At 73.0% G+C, this 20701-nt stretch carries 17 protein-coding genes; 3 read left to right on the top strand and 14 right to left on the bottom strand.

Annotation, left to right across the window (positions count from 1 at the left end; genetic code table 11):
* Positions 1-46: 46 nt before the first annotated feature.
* The 5 genes from ASE15_RS11550 to ASE15_RS11530 all read right to left on the bottom strand — a co-directional run bounded on the left by ASE15_RS11550 (position 47) and on the right by ASE15_RS11530 (position 5254).
* Complete coding sequence (locus ASE15_RS11550; protein ID WP_056650779.1) at positions 47-415, bottom strand: histidine triad nucleotide-binding protein; 369 nt, start codon at positions 413-415, stop codon at positions 47-49.
* A gap of 65 nt (positions 416-480) precedes the next feature.
* On the bottom strand, positions 481-1311 hold the full coding sequence (locus ASE15_RS11545; protein ID WP_056763408.1) for a 16S rRNA (uracil(1498)-N(3))-methyltransferase: 831 nt from the start codon (positions 1309-1311) through the stop codon (positions 481-483).
* Between the two features lie 3 nt (positions 1312-1314).
* Positions 1315-2427: a molecular chaperone DnaJ gene (dnaJ, locus tag ASE15_RS11540; RefSeq protein WP_056650773.1), complete on the bottom strand. Its 1113-nt coding sequence runs from the start codon at positions 2425-2427 to the stop codon at positions 1315-1317.
* 115 nt (positions 2428-2542) lie between these two features.
* Complete coding sequence (gene hrcA / locus ASE15_RS11535) at positions 2543-3559, bottom strand: heat-inducible transcriptional repressor HrcA (protein ID WP_056763406.1); 1017 nt, start codon at positions 3557-3559, stop codon at positions 2543-2545.
* Positions 3560-3793: 234 nt separating this feature from the next.
* Entirely contained in the window at positions 3794-5254 is a 1461-nt protein-coding gene (locus ASE15_RS11530; RefSeq protein WP_056650767.1) for an MFS transporter, read from the bottom strand.
* Positions 5255-5367: 113 nt separating this feature from the next.
* Between ASE15_RS11530 and ASE15_RS11525 the strand changes: the two genes are divergently transcribed.
* Positions 5368-6234, top strand: coding sequence for a DUF3097 domain-containing protein (locus ASE15_RS11525; RefSeq protein ID WP_056650764.1), 867 nt, complete (start codon positions 5368-5370; stop codon positions 6232-6234).
* Position 6235: 1 nt separating this feature from the next.
* Here the strand turns inward: ASE15_RS11525 and ASE15_RS11520 are convergent, their stop codons facing one another.
* The 5 genes from ASE15_RS11520 to lepA form a co-directional block, all read right to left on the bottom strand.
* Entirely contained in the window at positions 6236-6793 is a 558-nt protein-coding gene (locus ASE15_RS11520) for a DUF4870 domain-containing protein (protein ID WP_056763404.1), read from the bottom strand.
* A gap of 201 nt (positions 6794-6994) precedes the next feature.
* Positions 6995-8116, bottom strand: coding sequence for a hypothetical protein (locus ASE15_RS11515; RefSeq protein ID WP_056763402.1), 1122 nt, complete (start codon positions 8114-8116; stop codon positions 6995-6997).
* Between the two features lie 234 nt (positions 8117-8350).
* Entirely contained in the window at positions 8351-10453 is a 2103-nt protein-coding gene (locus ASE15_RS11510) for an acyltransferase family protein (protein ID WP_056763400.1), read from the bottom strand.
* Positions 10454-10455: 2 nt separating this feature from the next.
* The gene (hemW, locus tag ASE15_RS11505; protein WP_056763398.1) at positions 10456-11853 is read right to left on the bottom strand and encodes a radical SAM family heme chaperone HemW; all 1398 of its coding nucleotides are present in this window, start codon (positions 11851-11853) and stop codon (positions 10456-10458) included.
* 76 nt (positions 11854-11929) lie between these two features.
* Positions 11930-13852 (bottom strand): translation elongation factor 4, encoded by a 1923-nt coding sequence (gene lepA, locus ASE15_RS11500; RefSeq protein WP_056763395.1) that lies wholly within the window; start codon positions 13850-13852, stop codon positions 11930-11932.
* Between the two features lie 238 nt (positions 13853-14090).
* Between lepA and ASE15_RS21205 the strand changes: the two genes are divergently transcribed.
* Together ASE15_RS21205 and rpsT are read left to right on the top strand one after the other, a co-directional pair.
* Positions 14091-14774 carry a type II toxin-antitoxin system PemK/MazF family toxin gene (locus ASE15_RS21205; RefSeq protein ID WP_082618391.1) on the top strand — a complete coding sequence of 228 codons (684 nt, stop codon included), beginning with the start codon at positions 14091-14093 and terminating at the stop codon, positions 14772-14774.
* A 284-nt stretch (positions 14775-15058) separates the two neighbouring features.
* Complete coding sequence (gene rpsT, locus ASE15_RS11490; protein WP_056650751.1) at positions 15059-15319, top strand: 30S ribosomal protein S20; 261 nt, start codon at positions 15059-15061, stop codon at positions 15317-15319.
* A gap of 123 nt (positions 15320-15442) precedes the next feature.
* Here the strand turns inward: rpsT and ASE15_RS11485 are convergent, their stop codons facing one another.
* The 4 genes from ASE15_RS11485 to ASE15_RS11470 all read right to left on the bottom strand — a co-directional run bounded on the left by ASE15_RS11485 (position 15443) and on the right by ASE15_RS11470 (position 20699).
* Positions 15443-15970 carry a GNAT family N-acetyltransferase gene (locus ASE15_RS11485; RefSeq protein ID WP_235534382.1) on the bottom strand — a complete coding sequence of 176 codons (528 nt, stop codon included), beginning with the start codon at positions 15968-15970 and terminating at the stop codon, positions 15443-15445.
* Entirely contained in the window at positions 15967-16983 is a 1017-nt protein-coding gene (gene holA / locus ASE15_RS11480) for a DNA polymerase III subunit delta (RefSeq protein WP_056763393.1), read from the bottom strand. Before holA ends, ASE15_RS11485 begins: the two co-directional genes overlap by 4 nt.
* A 377-nt stretch (positions 16984-17360) precedes the next feature.
* Positions 17361-17993, bottom strand: a complete 633-nt coding sequence (locus ASE15_RS11475; protein WP_056763391.1) for a hypothetical protein — start codon at positions 17991-17993, stop codon at positions 17361-17363.
* A 135-nt stretch (positions 17994-18128) separates the two neighbouring features.
* The gene (locus ASE15_RS11470) at positions 18129-20699 is read right to left on the bottom strand and encodes a ComEC/Rec2 family competence protein (protein WP_235534380.1); all 2571 of its coding nucleotides are present in this window, start codon (positions 20697-20699) and stop codon (positions 18129-18131) included.
* Positions 20700-20701 lie beyond the last annotated feature (2 nt).

The raw sequence follows: 20701 nt of genomic DNA, 5'->3' as shown, positions 1-20701 counted from the left end.
AGCGGGTGTGTCCTGCGCCCGGCACCCTCCGCGGGTCGTGACGAGGTCAGGCCGGGGTCCAGCCCAGCTCCTTGCCGCCGATCACGTGTCCGTGGACGTGGAAGACGCTCTGGCCTGCGCGCGGGCCCGAGTTGAAGATGAGCCGGAACTGGCCGTCGGCCTGCTCGCTCGCCACGGCGTCCGCGAGCGCGACGACGCCCGAGAGCAGCTCGGGGTCCGCGGCCGCGAGCTGCGCGATGTCACCGTGGTGCGCCCGTGGCACCACGAGGACGTGCAGCGGGGCCTGGGGGTTGATGTCCTTGAAGGCGACCGCCTGGTCCGTCGCGGCGACGACCGTCGCGGGGATCTCCCCCGCGACGATCTTGCAGAACAGGCAGTCCGGGTCGGTGGGCCGGGAGGTGTCGTTGCTCGTCATGTCGGCAGGCTACCCCCGGTCACCGGGCCACAGCCCGGCGACCGCACGCTCCGGAGCGCGTCCGCTCACGCGGGCGTCCCGTCCCAGCGGCCGAGCCGCTGGACGAGCAGCGCGATCGCGACGGGTCCGGCGGTCGACGTGCGCAGCACGTGCGGCCCGAGCCGCGCGGTCAGCGCGCCGGCCTCGGTGAGGGCCTCGACCTCGCGGTCGGAGATGCCGCCCTCCGGCCCGACGACGACGAGCACCTCGGGCGCCCGGCCCGCCCGGGACCCGTCCTCGGACGCGGGGACGGGCAGGGGCACCTCGGCGAGCGGGGCGCTCGCCTCCTCGTGCAGGACGATCACGGCGCCGCCCGACGCGACGACCTCGCGCGTGCGCTCGACGAGCCCGCGCGTGTCGATCGCGACGTCGACGCGCGGCAGGCGCGCACGGCGGGCCTGCTTGGTCGCGGCACGCACGGTCGCGAGCCAGCGGGCCCGCGACTTGGCGGCACGGTCCCCTCGCCACACGACGACCGAGCGCTCGGCCTGCCACGGGACGACGGCGTCGGCCCCGACCTCGGTCGCGGCCTCGATCGCCATCTCGTCCCGGTCGCCCTTGGCGAGTGCCTGGACGAGGGTCACGACGACGTCGGGCGCCGGCTCCTGCACGACCTCCTCGACACGCAGGCTGACCTGGGCAGCCTCCACGAGCTCGATGACGCACCGCAGCCGCAGCCCGTCGCCGTCGACGACGTCGACGTGCTCACCGACCCCGCGCCGCTGGACGACGCCCGCGTGGCGCCCCTCGGCGCCGTCGAGCACGTAGAGCGAGCCCGCGGGGTACCCGGCGAGGCCGCTCGCGGTCGCGCCGTCCGACGAGCCGCCCGCCTCGGCGAGGAAGACCGGTGCGCTCATGCCTCAGCGCCCCGAGAGCTTGTCGCGCAGACGGGAGAAGACCCCCGGGTGCGCGGCCGACAGGCGCGGGTCCGGGCGTTCCTCGCCACGGGCCTTGGCGAGCGAGCGCAGCAGCTCCTGCTGCTCGTCGTCGAGCCCCGTGGGCACCTGGACCTCGACGTGCACGTTGAGGTCGCCGCGACCACCCGTGTGCAGGTGCCCGACACCGAGGTTCTTGAGCGTGACGATCTGGCCGGGCTGCGTGCCGGGGCGCAGGTCGATCTCCTGCGGGCCGTCGAGCGTCTCGAGCTCGAGGACCGTGCCGAGCGCGGCGGCGGTCATGGGGACCTGGAGCGTGCAGTGCAGGTCGTCGCCGCGGCGCACGAAGATCTCGTGGTTGCGCTCGCGGATCTCGACGTACAGGTCGCCCGCGGGTCCGCCGGCCGGGCCGACCTCGCCCTGGGACGTGAGCTTGATGCGCGTCCCGGTGTCGACGCCCGCGGGAACGTTCACGGTCAGGGTGCGGCGGCTGCGCACGCGCCCCTCGCCCGCGCACTCGGCGCACGGCTCGGGGATGACGGTGCCGAAGCCCTGGCACGCGGCGCACGGGGCGGTCGTCATGACCTGGCCGAGGAACGAGCGAGCCACGCGCTGGACCGTGCCGCGCCCGTTGCAGACGTCACAGGTGCGCGGCGAGGTGCCGGGGCGACAGCACGAGCCGCTGCACGTCCCGCAGACCACCGCGGTGTCCACCTGGAGCTCGCGGCGCGCCCCGAAGGTCGCCTCCGAGAGGTCGATGTCGAGCCGGACCAGGGAGTCCTGGCCACGGCGGGCGCGCGGGATGGGGCCGGACTGCGCCTGTCCCCCGCCGAAGAACGTCTCGAAGATGTCCTGGAAGCCGAAGCCCCCGCCCATGCCGCCACCGGCGGCGGACGGGTCCGAACCGAGGTCGTACTGCTGGCGCTTGTCCGGGTTGGACAGGACCTCGTACGCGCGGGACACGTCCTTGAACTTGTCCTCGGCGGCCTCGCCCGCGACGTCAGGGTGCAGCTCACGGGCCAGCTTGCGGTAGGCCTTCTTGATCTGGTCCTGGCTCGCGTCCCGGGGCACGCCCAGGATCTCGTAGTAGTCGCTCACAGGTCACTCTCTACTAGCGCACGCCGACGGTGGATCGGCGACTTCCGACAACGCCCCGCGGCACGTACCGGGCCCGAGGGCCCGGTCACCGCACCCGGTGGCGCAAGAACCATGCTCATGCAGTCAGGACGCGCGACAGGTACCGCGCCACGGCGCGGACCGAGGCGATCGTCCCTGGATAGTCCATGCGGGTCGGTCCGATCGAACCGATCAGCGCGACCGAGTCGCCCTCGTTACCGTATCCGCTCGTCACGACCGAGGTCTCCGCGAGGCCCTCGAGCTGCGTCTCGTGACCGATCCGCACGCTCACCCCGGACTCCGCGGCCATCTCGGTCAACAACCCGAGCAGCACGACTTGTTCCTCGAGCGCCTCGAGGACCGGCCGCAGCGCGTGCTCGAACCGCATCCCGACCCGGGCCAGGTTCGCGGTGCCGGCCAGCACGATACGCTCCTCGGACTCTTCCGAGAGGGTCTCCTCGACCAGCTGCGCGAGCGAGCGGGCCAGGTCCTGGTGCTCGGGGCGGAACTGCTCGGCGACCTCGGCGAAGCCCTGCCCGAGCTCCGCGAGACGCTTGCCCGCGGCGACCGCGTTGAGCCGCGAGCGCAGCTCGGCGAGCGTCGCCTCGTCCGGGGCCGCGGCGACCTCGAGCGTGCGCTGCTCGACGCGGCCCGTGTCCGTGATGATCACCACGAGCAGGCGGCGGTCACCGACCGGCACGAGCTCGAGGTGACGCAGCCCGGAGCGGCGCAGCGACGGGTACTGGACCACGGCGACCTGACCAGTGAGCTGGGCGAGGAGACGCCCGGCACGCGCCACGACGTCGTCGAGGTCGACGGCCTCCGACAGGAAGGTCTCGATCGCCCGGCGCTCGGGCGACGACAGGGGCTTGACCGTCGAGAGCTTGTCCACGAACAGGCGGTAGCCCTTGTCCGTGGGGATGCGTCCGGCCGACGTGTGCGGCTGGGCGATGTAGCCGTCCTCCTCGAGGGCGGCCATGTCGTTGCGGATCGTGGCCGGGGACACGCCCAGGCGGTGCCGCTCGGCGAGGACCCGCGACCCCACCGGTTCCCTGGTGAGGACGTAGTCCTCGACGATCGCACGCAGCACATCGAGCCGTCGTTCCTCGCTCATGTCCACCTCCTGCCGATCGTCGCGCGTTCGCACTCTCTACCGTCGAGTGCTAATTCTACGCGGTCGCGGGAGGCCGGCGGGCGCCGTGCACATCCTCCTCACACGGTCTGCGGGAAGGGTCCCCGGCGAGGGCGTGCTGCACCCGACCACACCACGCACGCTCCGCCGTCGGGCCTCGTGCGTTCGCCCGGCAGCACCGCGCGGCGCACGCCGTGCCCTGCCCGACGGCGGAGCTCACGTCGCGGACGGCACCTTGCCCTCAGGCGCGCCCTGCGCGTGGCGCGCCCGCAGGTCCACGACCGCGACCACGAGCGAGACCGCGACCAGCGCGACCGTGATGAGCATCGCGGTGCTCGCGGCGACCGCACCCGTCGAGCCGCCCGCCTTGAGCGAGTAGTACGTCGAGAGGACCACCGCGATGCCCATGGCCGAGCCCACGCGCTGCCCGAGCTGGAGCATGCTCCCCGCGACCCCCGCGAGCTCGACCGGCACCCGTGCGAGGGTCAGCGTCTGGTTGGGCGAAATGACGGTGCCGCTCCCGATCCCCGCGACCATCATGGTCAGGGCGATGGCCCACCCTCCGGCCGACACGTCGTCGCCCGTGACACGGATCGCGAGGATCACGCCCGCGAGCCCCACGAGCACCACGACCAGCCCGGCCACCACGAGCGGCCGACCCCAGCGTGCGACGCCGCGCCCCGCGAGCCACGACGCGACGCCCGACGCGATCGCGAACGGCATGCCGATGAGCCCCGCGTGCAGGGGCGTGAAGTGCAGGTCGTTCTGCAGGTAGAGCGTCGCGACGAGGAAGATCCCCGTGAAGCCCGCGAAGTACGTGATCCCCAGCAGCGTGCCGTTGCGGAACGACGTGAGCGACAGGACCCGCGGGTCCAGGACGGGGGCACCCGTGGTGCGCTGGTAGCGCCGCTCCCAGAGCACCGTCGCTGCCACCGCGGCCGCCCCGACCGCGAGCCACCACCAGCGACCCGGGTCGTCGTCCTGGCCCGACGTCGTGACGAACGGGAGCATGACCGCGACCGTCGCGACCGCGATGAGGACCAGGCCCACGGGATCGAGCTTGCGCGGGCCGGCCTTGCGCGTCGACGCGGGCAGGAAGCGGATCGCGAGCGGCAGGACGACCGCGATGATCGGGACGTTGATCCCGAAGATCCACCGCCACCCGTTCTCCTCGCCCGCGACCTGGAGGATCAACCCGCCGAGGAGAGGCCCGAGGGCCGTGGATACGCCGATCGTGGCGCCGAACATGCCGAACGCCTTGCCTCGCTCGTACCCCGAGAACATCTGCTGGATGAGCCCGATGACCTGCGGGTTGAGCAGTCCCGCGCTCGCCCCCTGCAGGAGCCTCGCGATCGCGAGCCACTCGTCGCTCGGCGCCAGGCCCGCTGCGAGGCTCGTGAGCGCGAAGCCCACGAGCCCGACGATGAACAGCGTGCGACGCCCGCCCGCGTCGCCCAGGCGACCCGCGGGGACGAGGGCCAGACCGAACGCGAGGGTGTAGCCCGCGACGATGAGCTGCAGCTCGGTGGGGCCCGCGTCGAGCGCCTTCTCGATCGACGGGAGCGCGACGTTGACGATCGACACGTCGAGCATGGTGATGAAGCCGACCGCGAGACACAGCCCCAGGACGCGCCATCGCTGGGGGTCGGGCGCGGCCTGACCGCTCGAAGTGCTCACCGGCCAGTCGTACCACGGCCCGCGCCACGGCACCCGGCGAGCCGTGCGGCGGTTCACGGGTCGCCGCGCGCCCCTTCCGGGCCCGGGGCCGACCAGCGCCTAGGGTGAGTCGGGTGAGCTTCGATCGCTACGGTGCCGACGTCCTGTCCAGCGCGACCCCCGCCCCGGTCCCCCACCGCAGGCGCCCCGTCTCGCGTCCGCAGCCCGCCGAGCGCGGCCTCGTCGTCGAGGACGTCGAGACCGGCTGGGTCGGCGCGGTGGTACGGGTCGAGAAGTCGGGCGGCATGCACATCGTCGTCCTCGAGGACCGTGCGGGACGGACACGCACCTTCCCCCTGGGCCCCGGCTTCTGGGTCGACGGCGAGCCCGTCGAGCTGACGGCACCCGTGACCTCGCGCGCCCCCGCCGCGCCCACGCGCACCGCGTCGGGCTCGCGCGCGGTCGCCGACGTCCGCGCCCGCGTCGCCCGCGGTTCGCGCATCTGGGTCGAGGGCAAGCACGACGCCGAGCTCGTCGAGAAGGTCTGGGGCGACGACCTGCGCATCGAGGGCGTCGTGGTCGAGCTCCTCGACGGCGTGGACAACCTCGCGGAAGCTCTCAAGGACTTCAGCCCGACGGCGGAGCGCAAGGTGGGCGTGCTGGTCGACCACCTGGTCCCGGGCAGCAAGGAGACGCGCCTGGTCGCCGAGGCGCTGCGAGGCGTGCGCCCCGGCACCGTCAAGGTGCTGGGCCACCCCTACGTGGACGTGTGGCAGGCCGTGCGCCCCGAGCGCGTCGGCCTGACCACCTGGCCCGTGATCGAGCGCGGTACCGAGTGGAAGCGCGGGATCCTGCGCGAGCTCGGGTGGCCCGCGGCCGAGCAGGCCGACGTCGCCCGGGGCTGGCAGCGCATCCTCGGCACCGTGCGGACCTACGCCGACCTCGAGCCGTCCCTGCTGGGCCGGGTCGAGGAGCTCATCGACTTCGTGACGGTCGACTGAGCTACTTCACGATCCTCACGTCGACCGGGTAGCTGGTCGCCTGGCCCTTGCCGACGGCCTGGAAGTTCAGGACGCCGAACACGAGCGACGTGACCCACACGCCGAAGATCACGAGGCCCTCGAGGAAGCCGGGGAGCACGAGGTTCGCGCCGACCAGCACGATCGCCACGAGGATCTGGAAGTTGAGGGCCTTCTTGGCCTCGCCGTCCACGACGTAGCTGCGCTCACGGAAGACCAGCCAGATCACGAGGGGCGCGAGGAAGCCGAGGATGCCGCCCAGGAGGTGCGACAGGCTGGCCCACGTCTTGGTGTCCGCCGGCGAGAGGGGCTGGGCCGGTCCCGGCTGGCCCTGCGGCGGGTACTGCCCGAACTGTCCGGGCGGCGGGTACTGCCCCTGCTGTCCCGGCTGCTGGCCGGCGGACGGCCCGTAGCCGCCGGGCTGACCGGGATAGCCGTTCTGGCCCGGATGTCCCTGGGGGCCGGGGGCGCCGCCCTGGCCGGCCGGCGGGACGTACTGCCCGTAGTCCGGAACCTGGTCGGAGGAGTGCTGGTCGCTCATCGTGGCCTCTCTGCGGTCGAACCGGACCCTTCGTGACGGACCGGGCGCCTCACGCTAGCCGGTCGCGATCGCCCGGGGCCACCCTGCCCGGGGGCTGGGCGCACCGGTCCCGCCCACGACCTCGCCCGACATGGCGCCGGGCCCCGGCGCCGCTCCACGAGAGCGGCACCGGGGCCCGGTGACCTTGGTCTGCTGTTCCGGTCAGACCGGCTGCTCGCCGATCAGACGGCGGTAGGCGTAGGCCACCGCGATGTAGGACAGCGGGAGCGTGACCAGCAGGCCGATCCCGCACAGGAGGGCCCCGACGATGTTGATGCCGAAGAGCGCGAGGAGCAGCAGGAAGACCGACCCGAAGTTCTTCGCGACGAGCGACCAGCTCGACTTGATCGCGGTGATCGCGTCCTGCTCCTTGTCGAGCGTGAAGTAGTAGACGAAGGCCGAGAAGAGCAGGACCGCCAGGCCGGGCAGGACGCAGAGGATCGTGCCGACGGCTGCCATGATGCCGACCAGGAAGGCCGCGAGGATGACGTTCACCACGTTGCCGATCCCGAAGAACGCCGCGACGTCGGGCTTGCGCCCCTGCGACTCGTCGAGGGCCCCGCGGGTGAAGAAGGCGGTGATGAGGTAACCGATGATCGCGCCGATGATCGACAGCACCACGCTGCCGACACTCAGCCCGACGGCCTCGAACATGTTGGTGTCGGTGAACCCGTCGGTGCGATAGTCCGAGAACTGCTCGAAGCCGCCGGTGAGCCAGCTGAAGAGCGTGTTGATCAGCAGGAAGATCAGCGCTGCGAGGACCCACGGCCAGGGGTTCGCCCAGAACTTCTTCCATCCGAATCCGATCGCGTCACCGACCGCGAAGGGCGCGGCGCCCGCGTAGGCGGGCTGCCCCGGAGGCGGGTACGCACCGCCGGGAGGGGGGTACGCACCCCCGGCAGGCGGGAAGCCGCCACCCGGGGGCGGATAGCCACCACCGCCGGGGGGTGGGTAGCCGCCACCGCCGGGGGGCGGGTAGCCGCCACCGCCGGCGGGCGGAGCGACGGGCGGCTGGCCTCCGGCCGGTGCGCCGTAGGGCGGTGCGGCCGGGGGCGGGGTCGGCGCCCCGTACGGGGGCGGGGCGACGGGCGGTGCTGTCGGGGGCGTGACCGGCGGTGCGGTCGGCGGCGTGGGCTGTGCGGGCGGGGTCACCGGAGGCGTGACGGGCTGCACGGGCTCGGAGGGAGGCGGCGCGGCGTCCGGGTCGGGCGTGCTCGCGTACGGGTTCTGCGGCGTGGGCTCGTTCTCGTCCGGCGGCGGCCCGCCTGCGGTGTTGTCGCTCATCGGGATCCCTCGGTCGTCGGGGTGCGGCAAGCCACACTGTGAACAGACTGTGACGATCGAACATTTCACAGATCGCTATCAACGATGACGCTTCGGGACGTTTCCCGCCACAGGAGCAGCGGGTGACGTCGAGGACCTGCGACGTGAGCACCTGTTCTCCCGGGGTGTCCCCCACGCGCACCGCAGGTAACCGGTCCGGACAGCGCGAACCAGGGCTGCGCAGAGCCAGCAGGGTCAGCCGCGGAGCGCGACCGCCTGCGCGAGGCCGGCCGCGACCACGCTCGCGTAGAGCGCGGTCCCCTCCCCTGCCGGGTGCACGCCGTCGGGCCCCAGGAGCGTCGGCTGAGCCGCGATCGCCGCGCTCCAGTCAGCGACGACGACGTTGCCGAACCGCTGGGAGGCCCCGATCATCTCGGCGTTGGCGACGGGCACCCAGGACCTGTCGGCGTACCCCGTCACGAGCACCACGGTGTGGTCCGGTCCGATCGTCGCGAGGACCCGGTCCATCATCGCGGCGTCGACCGTGCTGTTCGTGCCCAGCGAGACCACGACGTAGGGCCGCAGGTTCCCGGCCGCCCGGACCGTGTCCACGAGCCCACCGGCGTCCTTCATCTGCCGGGAGACCGCGCCGTCGATGAGCACCCCGGGCAGTGCAGCCGCGAGCGCCGGTGCGCTCGCGAGGGTGACCGAGTCGCCGATGATCGTGACCTGGTCGCCCGGTGGGGGCCCTGGGACCGCGGCTGGCGCCGCGGGTTCCTGGACCGCCGGGTCCGGGGGCGCGGGCTCCGGGGCCGCTTCGGGGACCGGCGTCTCCTCGACCGCCGCTCCACCCGGCTGCTGCGTCCCCGCCGCCACCTCCTGCCCTGCGAGGATCTGCGACTCGACCGAGGAGACGGCCGGGGCCCGCACGAACCCCGTGACGGCCAGCCCCACGACGAGCAACGACGCCGCGAGCGTGACCCACCCGTGCACGGGCAGCGGGTTCCGCCCCGCGGCACCCCGCCGGGCCCACGCGACGACCGTGCGGACGTAGCCGCCGAACCCTCGTCCCATGACCGGCCGTTCGACGAACCGGTAGGACAGTGCCGCGGCGGCCACGGTCACGGCCGTCGCGATCAGCGCGACCCACGGACCGGGGGTCGCATACAGGCCACCGCCGCCCGCGATCGAGGCGACCAGGACGAGCACGGGCCAGTGCCACAGGTAGAGCCCGTAGGACCGGGCGCCGATCCAGCCCGCGGGGCCCCTGTCGAGCACCCTGCCGAGCCGAGGGGCGTGCAGGACGAGGTTGACGACCCCGGCGGTGGCCAGCGACACGACGAAGAGCCCGCCTCGGTAGGTCACCGCTGCGTCCCACGGCATCCCGACCATCGCGAGCACCAGCACGACCGCGCCCACGGTCCCCGCACCGAGCACGAACGCCGCGCCGCGCGTGGTCGACGTCCGCGGGGACTCGCGCACGAGCGTCGGGCGCCCGGTCCGCAGGTGCCAGAAGGCCAGGAACGCACCGATCATGAGCCCGAACAGGTGCGTGTCGGTGCCGAAGTAGACCCGGGTGGGGTCCGTGCCCGGCACGTACAGCAGCGACATCGCGACGGCGGAGACCACCGCGAGAGCCCCTGCCAGGACCAGGGCCCGGCGCCGGGTGATCCGCAGCGCGAGCACCCCGATGACCGCGAGCGGCCAGAGCAGGTAGAACTGCTCCTCGACCGCGAGCGACCACAGGTTGGCGAAGAGCTGCGGCGCGAGACCGCCCGAGTACGTGCTGCCCTGGGCGATGTACACCCAGTTGCTCGTGAAGGTGGCGGCACCGGCGACCTGCGCGCCGATCCCGACCAGGACGTCGCCGCCCACGAGCCCTGCGACCGCCGTGCACGTGAGCACGACGAGCGCGAGCGCGGGGAGCAGGCGACGCGCCCTGCGGACCCAGAACCGGCTCAGCGAGAGCGTGCGCCGCTCCCGGAACTCGCGGACCAGGAGCGTCGTGATGAGGAAGCCCGAGAGCACGAAGAAGACGTCGACCCCGACGTACCCTCCCGGGAGCAGCTGCGGCGCGAAGTGGAAGAGCATGACCGAGACGACGGCCAGAGCCCTCAACCCGTCCAGGCCGGCGATCCGCCGGTAGCGGACCGTGGGACGGGCTGGGCGGGAGGGGCGCTCGGGCCTGCGCCCGGCAGGTTCTTCACGGCCCGACGGCGGCGCGACGGCCCCGGCGGTCGGGTCCGCGAGCGATCCGGGACCCAGCAGCTCGGTCGGCTGCAGTCGTTGCCACACGTCGACGTGCTCGGTCGACGTCCTGGCCACCCCGGTCTGCACCGAGGCCGACTGTCCGACCATCGTCACCCGTCCGTCAGCTCCCGCACGACCGTGTCTGCCAGCAACCTCCCGCGCAGGGTCAGGACCCCGCGGCCGTGGATCGCCGCCCTGCCGTCGAGGAGGCCTGCCGCGACCATCCCGGCCACGTTGCGCCGACCCACCTCGGTAAGGACGCTCAGGTCCAGTCCCTCTCGCAGCCGCACCCCCAGCATGACGCGTTCGAGGTGCGCCTCCTCGAGCGTCAGGAGCTCGCGTCCGGCGGCCGGGCTCTTGCCCGCCTCGAGCAGCGCCGCGTACCGCCGCGGGTGCTTCACGTTCCACCATCGCACGCCCTCACGGCCGCCCTGGACAGGCTCGCCCGACGCGTCCGACGAGTCGGTCGTCGACTCCGACGACGTGGTCGGCGTGCCGCTGACGTCGGTACGGTTCGCCGCGCCTCCGATGTACGAGTGGGCCCCGGGGCCGATGCCCCACCAGTCCTCACCACGCCAGTAGGCCAGGTTGTGCCGGCACGCGAAGGCGGGATCCGGGCCGACCGCTGCGGCACCGGCGTCACCGGTGGACCGCCGCGCCCAGTTGCTCACCTCGTACCACTCGAGCCCGGCAGCGGTCAGCAGCTCGTCCGCGAGCTCGTACTTCTCGGCCTGGTCGTCCTCGCTCGGCAACGAGATCTCGCCACGGCGGACCTGGGCCGCCATCTTGGTCCCCTGCTCCACGACGAGCGCGTACGCCGAGACGTGGTCGACCCCGGTGGCCAGGGCAGCCTCGAGGCTCGTGCGCCAGTCGTCGAGCGTCTCGCCCGGCGTCCCGTAGATGAGGTCGAGCGACACCGCGAGCCCCGCCTCGCGGGCCCAGCGCACCACGTCGGGGATGCGCCGGGGGTCGTGGGTCCGTTCGAGCGTCGCGAGCACGCGCGGCACCGCCGACTGCATCCCGAACGACACCCGTGTGAACCCCGACTCGGCGAGCTGCGCGAGCGACTCGGGGGTCACCGAGTCCGGGTTGGCCTCGGTCGTGACCTCGGCGCCCGGAGCCAGGCCCCACGCGTCGCGCACGCCCGCGAGCATCCGGCCGAGGTCGCCGGCGGGGAGCAGCGTCGGCGTGCCACCTCCCACGAACACGGTCGAGACCGGACGCGACGCCAGGCCCGCCTGCTCCATGACGCGCGCCGCGAGCTCGATCTCCCGCAGGGCCGTGTCCGCGTACGAGGCCTGGCTCGCACCGCCGCCCAGCTCGGAGGCCGTGTAGGTGTTGAAGTCGCAGTACCCGCAGCGCACCGTGCAGAACGGCACGTGCAGGTACACCCCGAACGCGCGACCCGCGTGGTCGTCCGACCCGGCCCCGCCGGGACCGGGTCCCACCCACGCAGGGAGAGCGCCGTCGTCGGGCACGGGGATCCCGTCCGGGAGCGCCGGGCTCATGCCCGCACCCCGGACGCCGCAGAGCGCGCGGTCCCCGCGACAGCGAGGACCGCGCGCTCACCAGGAGAGCAGCACATCACTTCTTGGACTTGTCCTTCGCGTCCTTGCCGCCGCTGCTGCCCGCGCCGTCGGAGGACAGCGCCGCGATGAACGCGTCCTTGGGGACCTCGACCGTACCGATCGTCTTCATGCGCTTCTTGCCCTCCTTCTGCTTCTCGAGCAGCTTGCGCTTACGGCTGATGTCGCCGCCGTAGCACTTGGCGAGCACGTCCTTGCGGATCGCGCGGATGGTCTCGCGGGCGATCACGCGCGCGCCCACGGCGGCCTGGATGGGGACCTCGAACTGCTGACGCGGGATGAGCTCCTTGAGCTTCTCCGTCATCATGACGCCGTACGAGTACGCCTTGTCCTTGTGCACGATCGCGCTGAACGCGTCGACCGTCTGGCCCTGGAGCAGGATGTCGACCTTCACCAGGTCCGCCGCCTGCTCGCCCGAGAGCTCGTAGTCGAGCGACGCGTAGCCACGCGTCTTGGACTTGAGCTGGTCGAAGAAGTCGAACACGATCTCTGCGAGGGGCAGCGTGTACCGCAGCTCGACGCGGTCCTGCGAGAGGTGGTCCATGCCGCCCAGCACGCCACGCTTGCCCTGGCACAGCTCCATGACCGCACCGATGAACTCGGTGGGGCACAGGATCGTGGCCTTGACGATGGGCTCACGGATCTCGCCGATCTTGCCGCCCGGGAACTCGCTCGGGTTGGTGACCGTGACGACCGAGCGGTCCTCGAGGGTCACCTCGTAGACGACGTTCGGCGCGGTCGAGATGAGCTCGAGGTCGAACTCGCGCTCAAGGCGCTCGCGCACGATCTCGAGGTGCAGCAGGCCCAGGAAGCCCACGCGGAAGCCGAAGCCGAGCGCGACCGAGGTCTCGGGCTCGTAGTTGAGCGCCGCGTCGTTGAGCTTGAGCTTGTCCAGGGCGTCGCGCAGGACCGGGTAGTCCGAGCCGTCGATCGGGTACAGGCCCGAGAACACCATGGGCTTGGGGTCGCTGTAACCACCGAGCGCGTCCTCCGCAGGCTTGCCCGCGTTGGTCACGGTGTCACCGACCTTGGACTGGCGCACGTCCTTGACGCCCGTGATGAGGTAACCGACCTCGCCCACGCCGAGCCCCTTGGTGGGGTGCGGCTCGGGCGCGCTCACGCCGATCTCGAGGAGCTCGTGCGTCGCGCGCGTCGACATCATGACGATCTTCTCGCGCGGGTTCAGGCTGCCGTCGACCACACGGACGTAGGTCACGACGCCGCGGTAGGTGTCGTAGACCGAGTCGAAGATCATGGCGCGCGCCGGGGCGTCGGCGTCCCCCTGAGGGGCCGGCACCTCCTGGACGATGCGGTCGAGCAGCTCGGTCACGCCCATGCCCGTCTTGCCCGAGACCTTCAGGACCGTCGAGGGGTCGACGCCCACGAGACCAGCGATCTCCTCGGCGTACTTCTCGGGCTGCGCGGCCGGCAGGTCGATCTTGTTGAGCACGGGGATGATCGCGAGGTCGTTCTCCATCGCGAGGTACAGGTTCGCGAGGGTCTGCGCCTCGATGCCCTGCGCGGCGTCCACGAGGAGCACGGCCCCCTCGCACGCGGCGAGCGAGCGCGAGACCTCGTACGTGAAGTCGACGTGCCCGGGCGTGTCGATCATGTTCAGGGCGTAGGGGACGAGCGGCGCCGACGTGTCGTCCGGGTCGTCGCCCTCTCGCACGGCCCACGGCATGCGCACGGCCTGCGACTTGATCGTGATGCCGCGCTCGCGCTCGATGTCCATGCGGTCGAGGTACTGCGCACGCATGGCGCGCGCGTCGACGACGCCGGTCAGCTGCAGCATGCGGTCGGCCAGCGTGGACTTGCCGTGGTCGATGTGCGCGATGATGCAGAAGTTGCGCAGCAGCTCGGGCGGCGTCGCCGCGGGCTGGATGCGGGTGCTCAGCTGGGCGCTGGGGATCGGGGACAACGGGGGTGCGCTCCTGTGGTGGGTCAAGACGGGGCGGCGGACGGCGCCCGGACCTGCGGCTCGGTGCTCGACGACGGAGCGTGAGCCGCCGGGTTCTGCTCGGCAGGTCGCTGGTCGCCGCGCGCAGGGTCGGACAGCAACCATCATTGTCCCACGAGCCCGCACGGGCACGGCTCACCCCTCCGCCGACGGACGGGACGCCTCCGAACGCACCGCACGCTCCCGGTAGATTGCGGGCGTGGCTCAGAACAAGTGGATCTCCCTGCTCACGGACGCGGCCCGCGCGATCCTCGGCGCGCTCGGCGGCTCGTCGCGGTCGGGTGGCTCGGGCACGGGTCGTACGACCTCCGGCCCGACGACGTCGGGCACCCCGCGCGGTGTCGCTCCCCGACCCGGGTCCGGTGCGCCGTCGTCGGGCACGGCCCGCCCCACGGCGGGAGCCCCGCGAGGGGCCGCGAGCACGCGGCCCGGGGGCCGCAAGCCCGCCCCCGCCCAGACGCGCGGGCCCCAGCCCGGCGCGGGCACCTACCCCGGCGACTACACCGGCCGGGTGCGCGCCGAGTACGCGCCGCAGCTCGACGGCGACCCGGACCCCGGCGAGATCGTGTGGACCTGGGTCCCCTACGAGGAGGACTTCACCCAGGGCAAGGACCGTCCCGTGCTGCTCGTGGGGCGTGACGGCGGCTGGCTGCTCGCGATCATGCTCACGAGCAAGGACCACTCGCGCGACGCCGCGGACGAGGCCCGCTGGGGCCGGCACTGGCTCGACATCGGCTCCGGTCCCTGGGACGCCCAGGGGCGCGACTCCGAGGTGCGCCTCGACCGTGTGATCCGCGTCGACCCCGGCGCCGTGCGCCGCGAGGGGGCGGTCATGGGCCGCTCGACGTTCGACACGATCATCCGCGAGATGGGCAAGGTCTGAGGCTCCGTCCGGGCCTGCGTCCCGGCACGAGACCGTGGGGTCGGGGTCTGCTGGCCCCCGCGCAGGGCGCCGCACGGGGCGCGCGCGGGCCGCACGAAGGGCGGCGTTCCAGCGTTCTGGCCGATCCTGCGGTCGGCTGGTAGTCTTGGTGGTCGCGTGTCCGCCCAGGTCGGCGGGCACAGTTCCAGCTCCTCTCCAAGGGTTCCCCACCCCCAGTCCCGGAGCTGGAATCGCCCTCTACGACCTATTCGATCGCTTCGGCGAACACACCAGAAAGTCCACACGTGGCTAACATCAAGTCTCAGATCAAGCGCATCAAGACGAACGAGAAGGCTCGTCTGCGCAACAAGGCTGTCAAGTCGGAGCTCCGGACGAACGTTCGCCGCGTTCGCGAGGCCGTCGCCGCCGGTGACAAGGAGGCCGCAACCAGCGCCCTCGTCGTCGCGTCGAAGAAGCTCGACAAGGCAGTCTCCAAGGGTGTCATTCACGAGAACCAGGCTGCTAACCGCAAGTCGGCACTCGCGAAGGCCGTCAACGCTCTCTGAGCCTGACACTCCCTTCCACGCGTGACCTTGTGCGCCCCTGATCCACCTCGGGCAGCACGGTGAACGTCGAGAGGCGCTGCTCCCTCCACGGAGCAGCGCCTCTCGTGCGTCCGGGGGTGGCCCTCAGGCTTCCTGCCGCATCCCGTCCAGCCCGGCCCGCAGCAGCACGCCGCTGCCTCCCGTGAACCGGATCGTGTGGAACGACGCGGCGCGCGCCACCTCGTGGAATCCCCACCGGCGGTGGAGCGCGATCGACGCGGCGTTCGTCGCGTTCACGACGTAGCAGACGAACGAGGCGCGACCCGAGACCCAGTCCATGCGCGCCTGGGTCAACGCGGCCCCGACGCCCCGACGGCGGGCCGCCGGGTCGACCGTGATCCCGCCCAGGTAGTGTCCGACCGGAGCGGGCCCGTCGGCGTACTGCCACCAGTGCGTCTTCGCCCACCCCGCCACGGCATCGTCGATCGTCGCGACGACCACGAACCGTCCCGGGTCGGCCATGGCGAGGCGCACCTGGTCGAGGTTCGCGCTGCGCGCCGCGCGGCGTTCGATTCCCGCGATGCTCGCGAGGTCGTCCTCCCCGGCCGGCCTGACCCTGATCGCGCTGCGGCCCTGGGTAGCACCGCCGGTAGTGCTCCGGGACAGGGTCACCGACCGGTGCCGTGCGCTCCCGCGATCACGAGTACCGCGCGCTCGACCGCGAACACCGGGTCGCGTCCGCCGCCCTTGACCTCGGCGTCGGCCTGAGCGACCGCCGTGATCGCCGCCGCGAGGCCTTCAGGGGTCCAGCTCGAGAGGTCCTTGCGAGCCCGGTCGATCTGCCAGGGGGCCAGGCCCAGGTCCTTGGCCGACGCCCCTCCCCGCCCGCGCATGGCCGCGACCTTGGCGAGCGTGCGCAGCTTCATCGCGAGCACGGCGACGAGCGGCACGGGGTCCGCGCCGGTCGCCAGCGCGTGGCGCAGCAGGGACACTGCCTCACCAGCCTTGCCCGCCACGGCCGCGTCGGCCACGCGGAAACCGCTCGCCTCGACGCGACCGCCGTAGTACTTGTCGACCGTCGCGGCGCCGATGGTGCCGGTCGTGTCCGCCACGAGCTGGGCGCACGCGCTCGCGAGCTCGCGCAGGTCGTTACCGAGCGCCTCGACGAGGGCCTTGACGGCCGCTGCGTCGGCACGGCGACCCGCCGCCTTGACCTCGGCGGCGACGAACGAGAGCTTGTCGGCGTCCTTCTTGATGGCCTCGCACGCCACGACCGGCGCGCCGCTCGCCCGGATCGCGTCGAGCATCTTCTTGCCTCGGACGCCGCCGCCGTGCACGATCACGACGGTCGTCTCCGGGTCCGGCGAGGCGACGTAGTCCACCACGTCGGGGATGAGCGCGTCGGCCGCGGCCTCGGCGCCCCGCACGACCACGAACTTGGGCTCACCGAAGAGGGACGGGCTCGCGGCGACCGTCAGCATGCCCGACTGATACGTCACCGCCTCGATCTCTGACTTCTCCGCCTCCGCATCGCGGGCCCGTGCGAGCTCGAGCAACGAGTCGACGGCGCGCTCCGCGAGCAGACCCTCCGGTCCCTGCACCAGCACCACGGGGGCGAGCTCGACCGCGTTCCAGGGGAGCGTCGCGGACGGGCGGGCAGAGGTGCGGGAGGGAGCGGGAGCCATGGGCACAACGATCCCACGGGCCACCCACCGAGGGCACATCGCCGACCCCTGGCGGGGCACGACTCACCAGCGCGCGGCGCCTGGGGGCGATGCTGTCCCGGGAGCGATTCTGTCCCGGGGGCGGTCAGCGCCCGGCGGGGCCGAGCATGCGGTTGGTGTCGCGAATCCGCAGAATCCGCACGAGAACCGCATGCTCGACGGACGACAACCACATGATCGCGCCCCGACTCTCCACCTCCCTCCCTCCGCTCCTGGTCGGTGTCCGCTCTCACATCCCCTGCACCGACCGGCAGATCGGGCAACCCGACGACGATGTCCCGACCTGCGGGCGGTCGTTCACGCCGCAGCCCCTCCAGAGTTTCGTCCCACCGTGACGCTCAGCGCTGACGGCGACGGCCGAACCAGCGCCGGGGACTTGGCAGCGGGGCGTTCAGGACGAGATCGTCGATCCCTTGCTGGACAGCCCACCACTGGACGTTGTCATGATCGGACCGGGTGAGCTGCAGAGAGCCGAGCCTCTCCAGCGCCGTGTCGCCGTACCCGGAGAGCCGCGCCCTGTCGGCGATCGACCACACATCCTCGAACCAGCCGACGGGTGCCCGCTTCATGTTCGACGGCGGGACGCGGCCTTCGAGCAGCAGGTCGCAGAGCGCCGCCGGGCTGGTGCACGCATCGATGAACGGCAGGGTCACCCGTTCGAAGTCCTCGACGATGACCGCCGGCCAGTCCGGCATGTCCGGGGTGTAGTCGAACGACGCCCAGGCCCCACGCCGCTCGATCTCCGAGACGGCCCGGGCCTGGTCCAGGCTGTAGAGCCACCCCTGGTCCTCGTCGTCCACCCAGCAGTCGACGTTGACCGTCCGGACCTGCTTCAGCCGGTTCTCGGGATTCAGCCAGACCGTCATCCCCATACCGTCGCCGGGCGTCCTCCGGAACACCTTGTTCGACCGCACGAAGCCCCGTGCAAGGAGCAGCGGAGCGAACTCGTCCTGCAGCACGAGCACCGCCATGCCTCACCCTTCGTCGTGTGGCTGGACCGGGCCCGGTCTGGTCACGAGGTGAGTCTGACGCAGGCACCACCGCCTGTCCACGACGTGCGGGCTCAGCGTCGTCCGCGCACGACACCACGTCGCCCTTCCTCGTGGTCACCCGTCCTCGCACCCCGCGACCGCGAGCGCCCCGTCCCGCACGACGAGCGCGAAGGTCCCGCATCGGTCCGTGCGGAGGACTGCGGCTCCCACGCCCGCGTAGAGGTCGAGGGCCTCCTGAGTAGGGTGCCCGTACGTGTTCTCGCCCGAGCTGACGATCGCGACCGCCGGGCTCAGCGTCGCGGCAAGGCGTGCGGACTGGACGCGCGAGCCATGGTGCGCGACCTTGACGACGTCGACCGACGGGTCGCCCGCGCGGGCTCGCAGCGTCCGGTCGAGGGTCTCCTGTCCCCCAGCCTCCAGGTCGCCGAGCGCCACGAGCGTGAGCCACGGGGTCACGACACGCAGCGCGATGCTCGCGTCGTTGGCTCCCCCGTCGGCCTCGGCGAGACGGGGACGTCCGTCTCCGGAGGCGTCGGGACCGGGCGTGGAGCCCGCCTGCAGCACCTCCCACGACACGTCGCCGAGCGTGCCGCCCGCACCGGGTTCGGCCACCTCCACGGGAACACCTCGGTCGGCGAGGTCGTCGAGCACCCACTCAGCCTGCTCCGCGGGGTCACCCAGCCCGGTCACGAGCGCTCGTCCCACCTGGCGCCCGTCGAGCACCGCACCGAGCCCCCCGACGTGGTCGGCATGGAAGTGGGTCAGGACGAGCAGGTCGAGGCGCTCGATCCCCAGGTCGTCGAGGCACCGCCCTGCGGCGTCTCCCGCCGGACCGACGTCGATCATGAGTCCGCGCCCGTCGCCGGTCCGGACCACGAGCCCGTCCCCCTGGCCGACGTCGCACGCGGCCACGGCCCAGTCCGCCGGGACGTCCCGGCCGGCCGGTGCGATCCAGCGGGGCCACGCGATCACCACGCACCCGACCGCTCCCACGGCGACCACGGCCCACGCCGCGACGAGGCGCAGGGTCGCGCGCCGCCGTCGGGCAGCCAACGCCTCCCGGACGCCCGCGCGCACCGCCGTGCGCCACGTGTGCGGCCAGCCGCTCCCCCGGCTCCACGGGACCCGCACACCCAGCAGGGCCGCCACACGCCGCCAGCGCCACACCAGGACCAGCGCCGCGAGGGTCAGCAGGGCGAGCGCCGTCGCGCCCAACGCACCACCCGGCCACGGCACGCGCGCCCCGGGCAGCCCGGTGAAGAACCGGGCGACCGCCGCGATCCACCAGGACGCGAGGCCCGCGGGCCACGCGAGCACGACCCCTCCGAGCGGGAACCAGGGGGCCACGAGCGTGGCGAGCACCCCGAGCACCGTCGCGGGCACGAGCGCGGGCGCCGCGACCAGGTTCGCCGGTACGGCGTACGTCGCGATCGACGGGTCGAGCAGGACCAGGACCGGCGCGCACGCGAGCTGGGCCGTGAGCGGGACCGCGAGCGCGAACGCGGGCCCCTTGCCGATCCACGGCGCGAGACGTCGTGCCACGGGCTGGGTGCCCAGCACGAGGGCGGCGGTCGCGACGCTCGACAGCACGAACCCGTACGAGCGCGCGAGCCACGGGTCGAGCACGAGCAGCACGACGACGACGGCCGCGAGCGCGGGCACAGCGCGCGAGGGACGCCCCAGCCCGATCCCGACCAGCCCGACCACCCCCATGGCCGCGGCACGCAGCACGCTCGGGTCGGGATGGACGAGCAGCACGAACCCCGCCATGACCGCGCCAGTGACCCCGATGCGCACACCGCGCGGCGCCCGGGCCAGCGCGCACAGCGCCGTCACGGTCGCCACGACGATCGCGAAGTGGCCGCCCGAGACCGCGGTGACGTGCGTCAGGCCGGTCGTCCTGAGGGCCGCGTCGAGCTCGTCGTCGATGCGCGAGGTGTCGCCGACCGCGACGCCCGGGAGCAGCGCACGGGCGTCGGCGGGCAGACCGTCCGTGGCCGTCAGCAGGTCCGCGCGGAGCACGCCCACGACACCCAGCGCCCGGGAGGGCGGCGCGGTCACGACCGGCGGCCCGCTCGCGACGAGGGTGGCCACCGTCCGGTCGCCGGGGCCGGCAGGCAGGAGCCGGCCCGACGCGCGGACCTCGGCCCCGTAGTCGGCCTCGCCCCAGGCGAGGTCGCCCAGCACCCCGATCCGGCCCCCACCCGGCGCGACGACACCTCTCCCCTCGACCGTGGTCAGGTCCAGGGCCGTGCGGACGCTGTCCGACGCGCCCGACCACGGGTTCACGACCACGACGGGCTCCTTGACGACCCGTCCCACGACCTCGACCGTCGCCCCCTGGCCCGCGAGGTCCGCGGCTCCCCCACGCTCCCGCGCGACGAGGTCGGCCGTCCCGCCCAGCAGGACCGCGAGCGCGCACGCCGTCACGAGGACGCACTGACCGAGCCCACGGGGTGGGCGGGCCCGCCGCACGAGCAGCAGCATGCCCATCAGCGCGAGCAGTCCGGCAGCGGCCGCCGCTCCCACGAGGGCCGTCCTGGACCCTGCCGCGGTGAGCCACCACGCGACTCCCCAGGCCACGAGCGCACCCGGGACCAGCCGCAGGTCGGTGGCGGAGACCTGGCGCGGCGTGGGCACCGGGGCCACGCCCGGAGCGGGGGTCTTCGGGGCGCTCGCGGGCACAG

The sequence above is a fragment of the Oerskovia sp. Root22 genome (assembly GCF_001429135.1).
Taxonomy (GTDB): domain Bacteria; phylum Actinomycetota; class Actinomycetes; order Actinomycetales; family Cellulomonadaceae; genus Oerskovia; species Oerskovia enterophila.
This window is presented reverse-complemented; position numbering and strand designations above follow the sequence as displayed.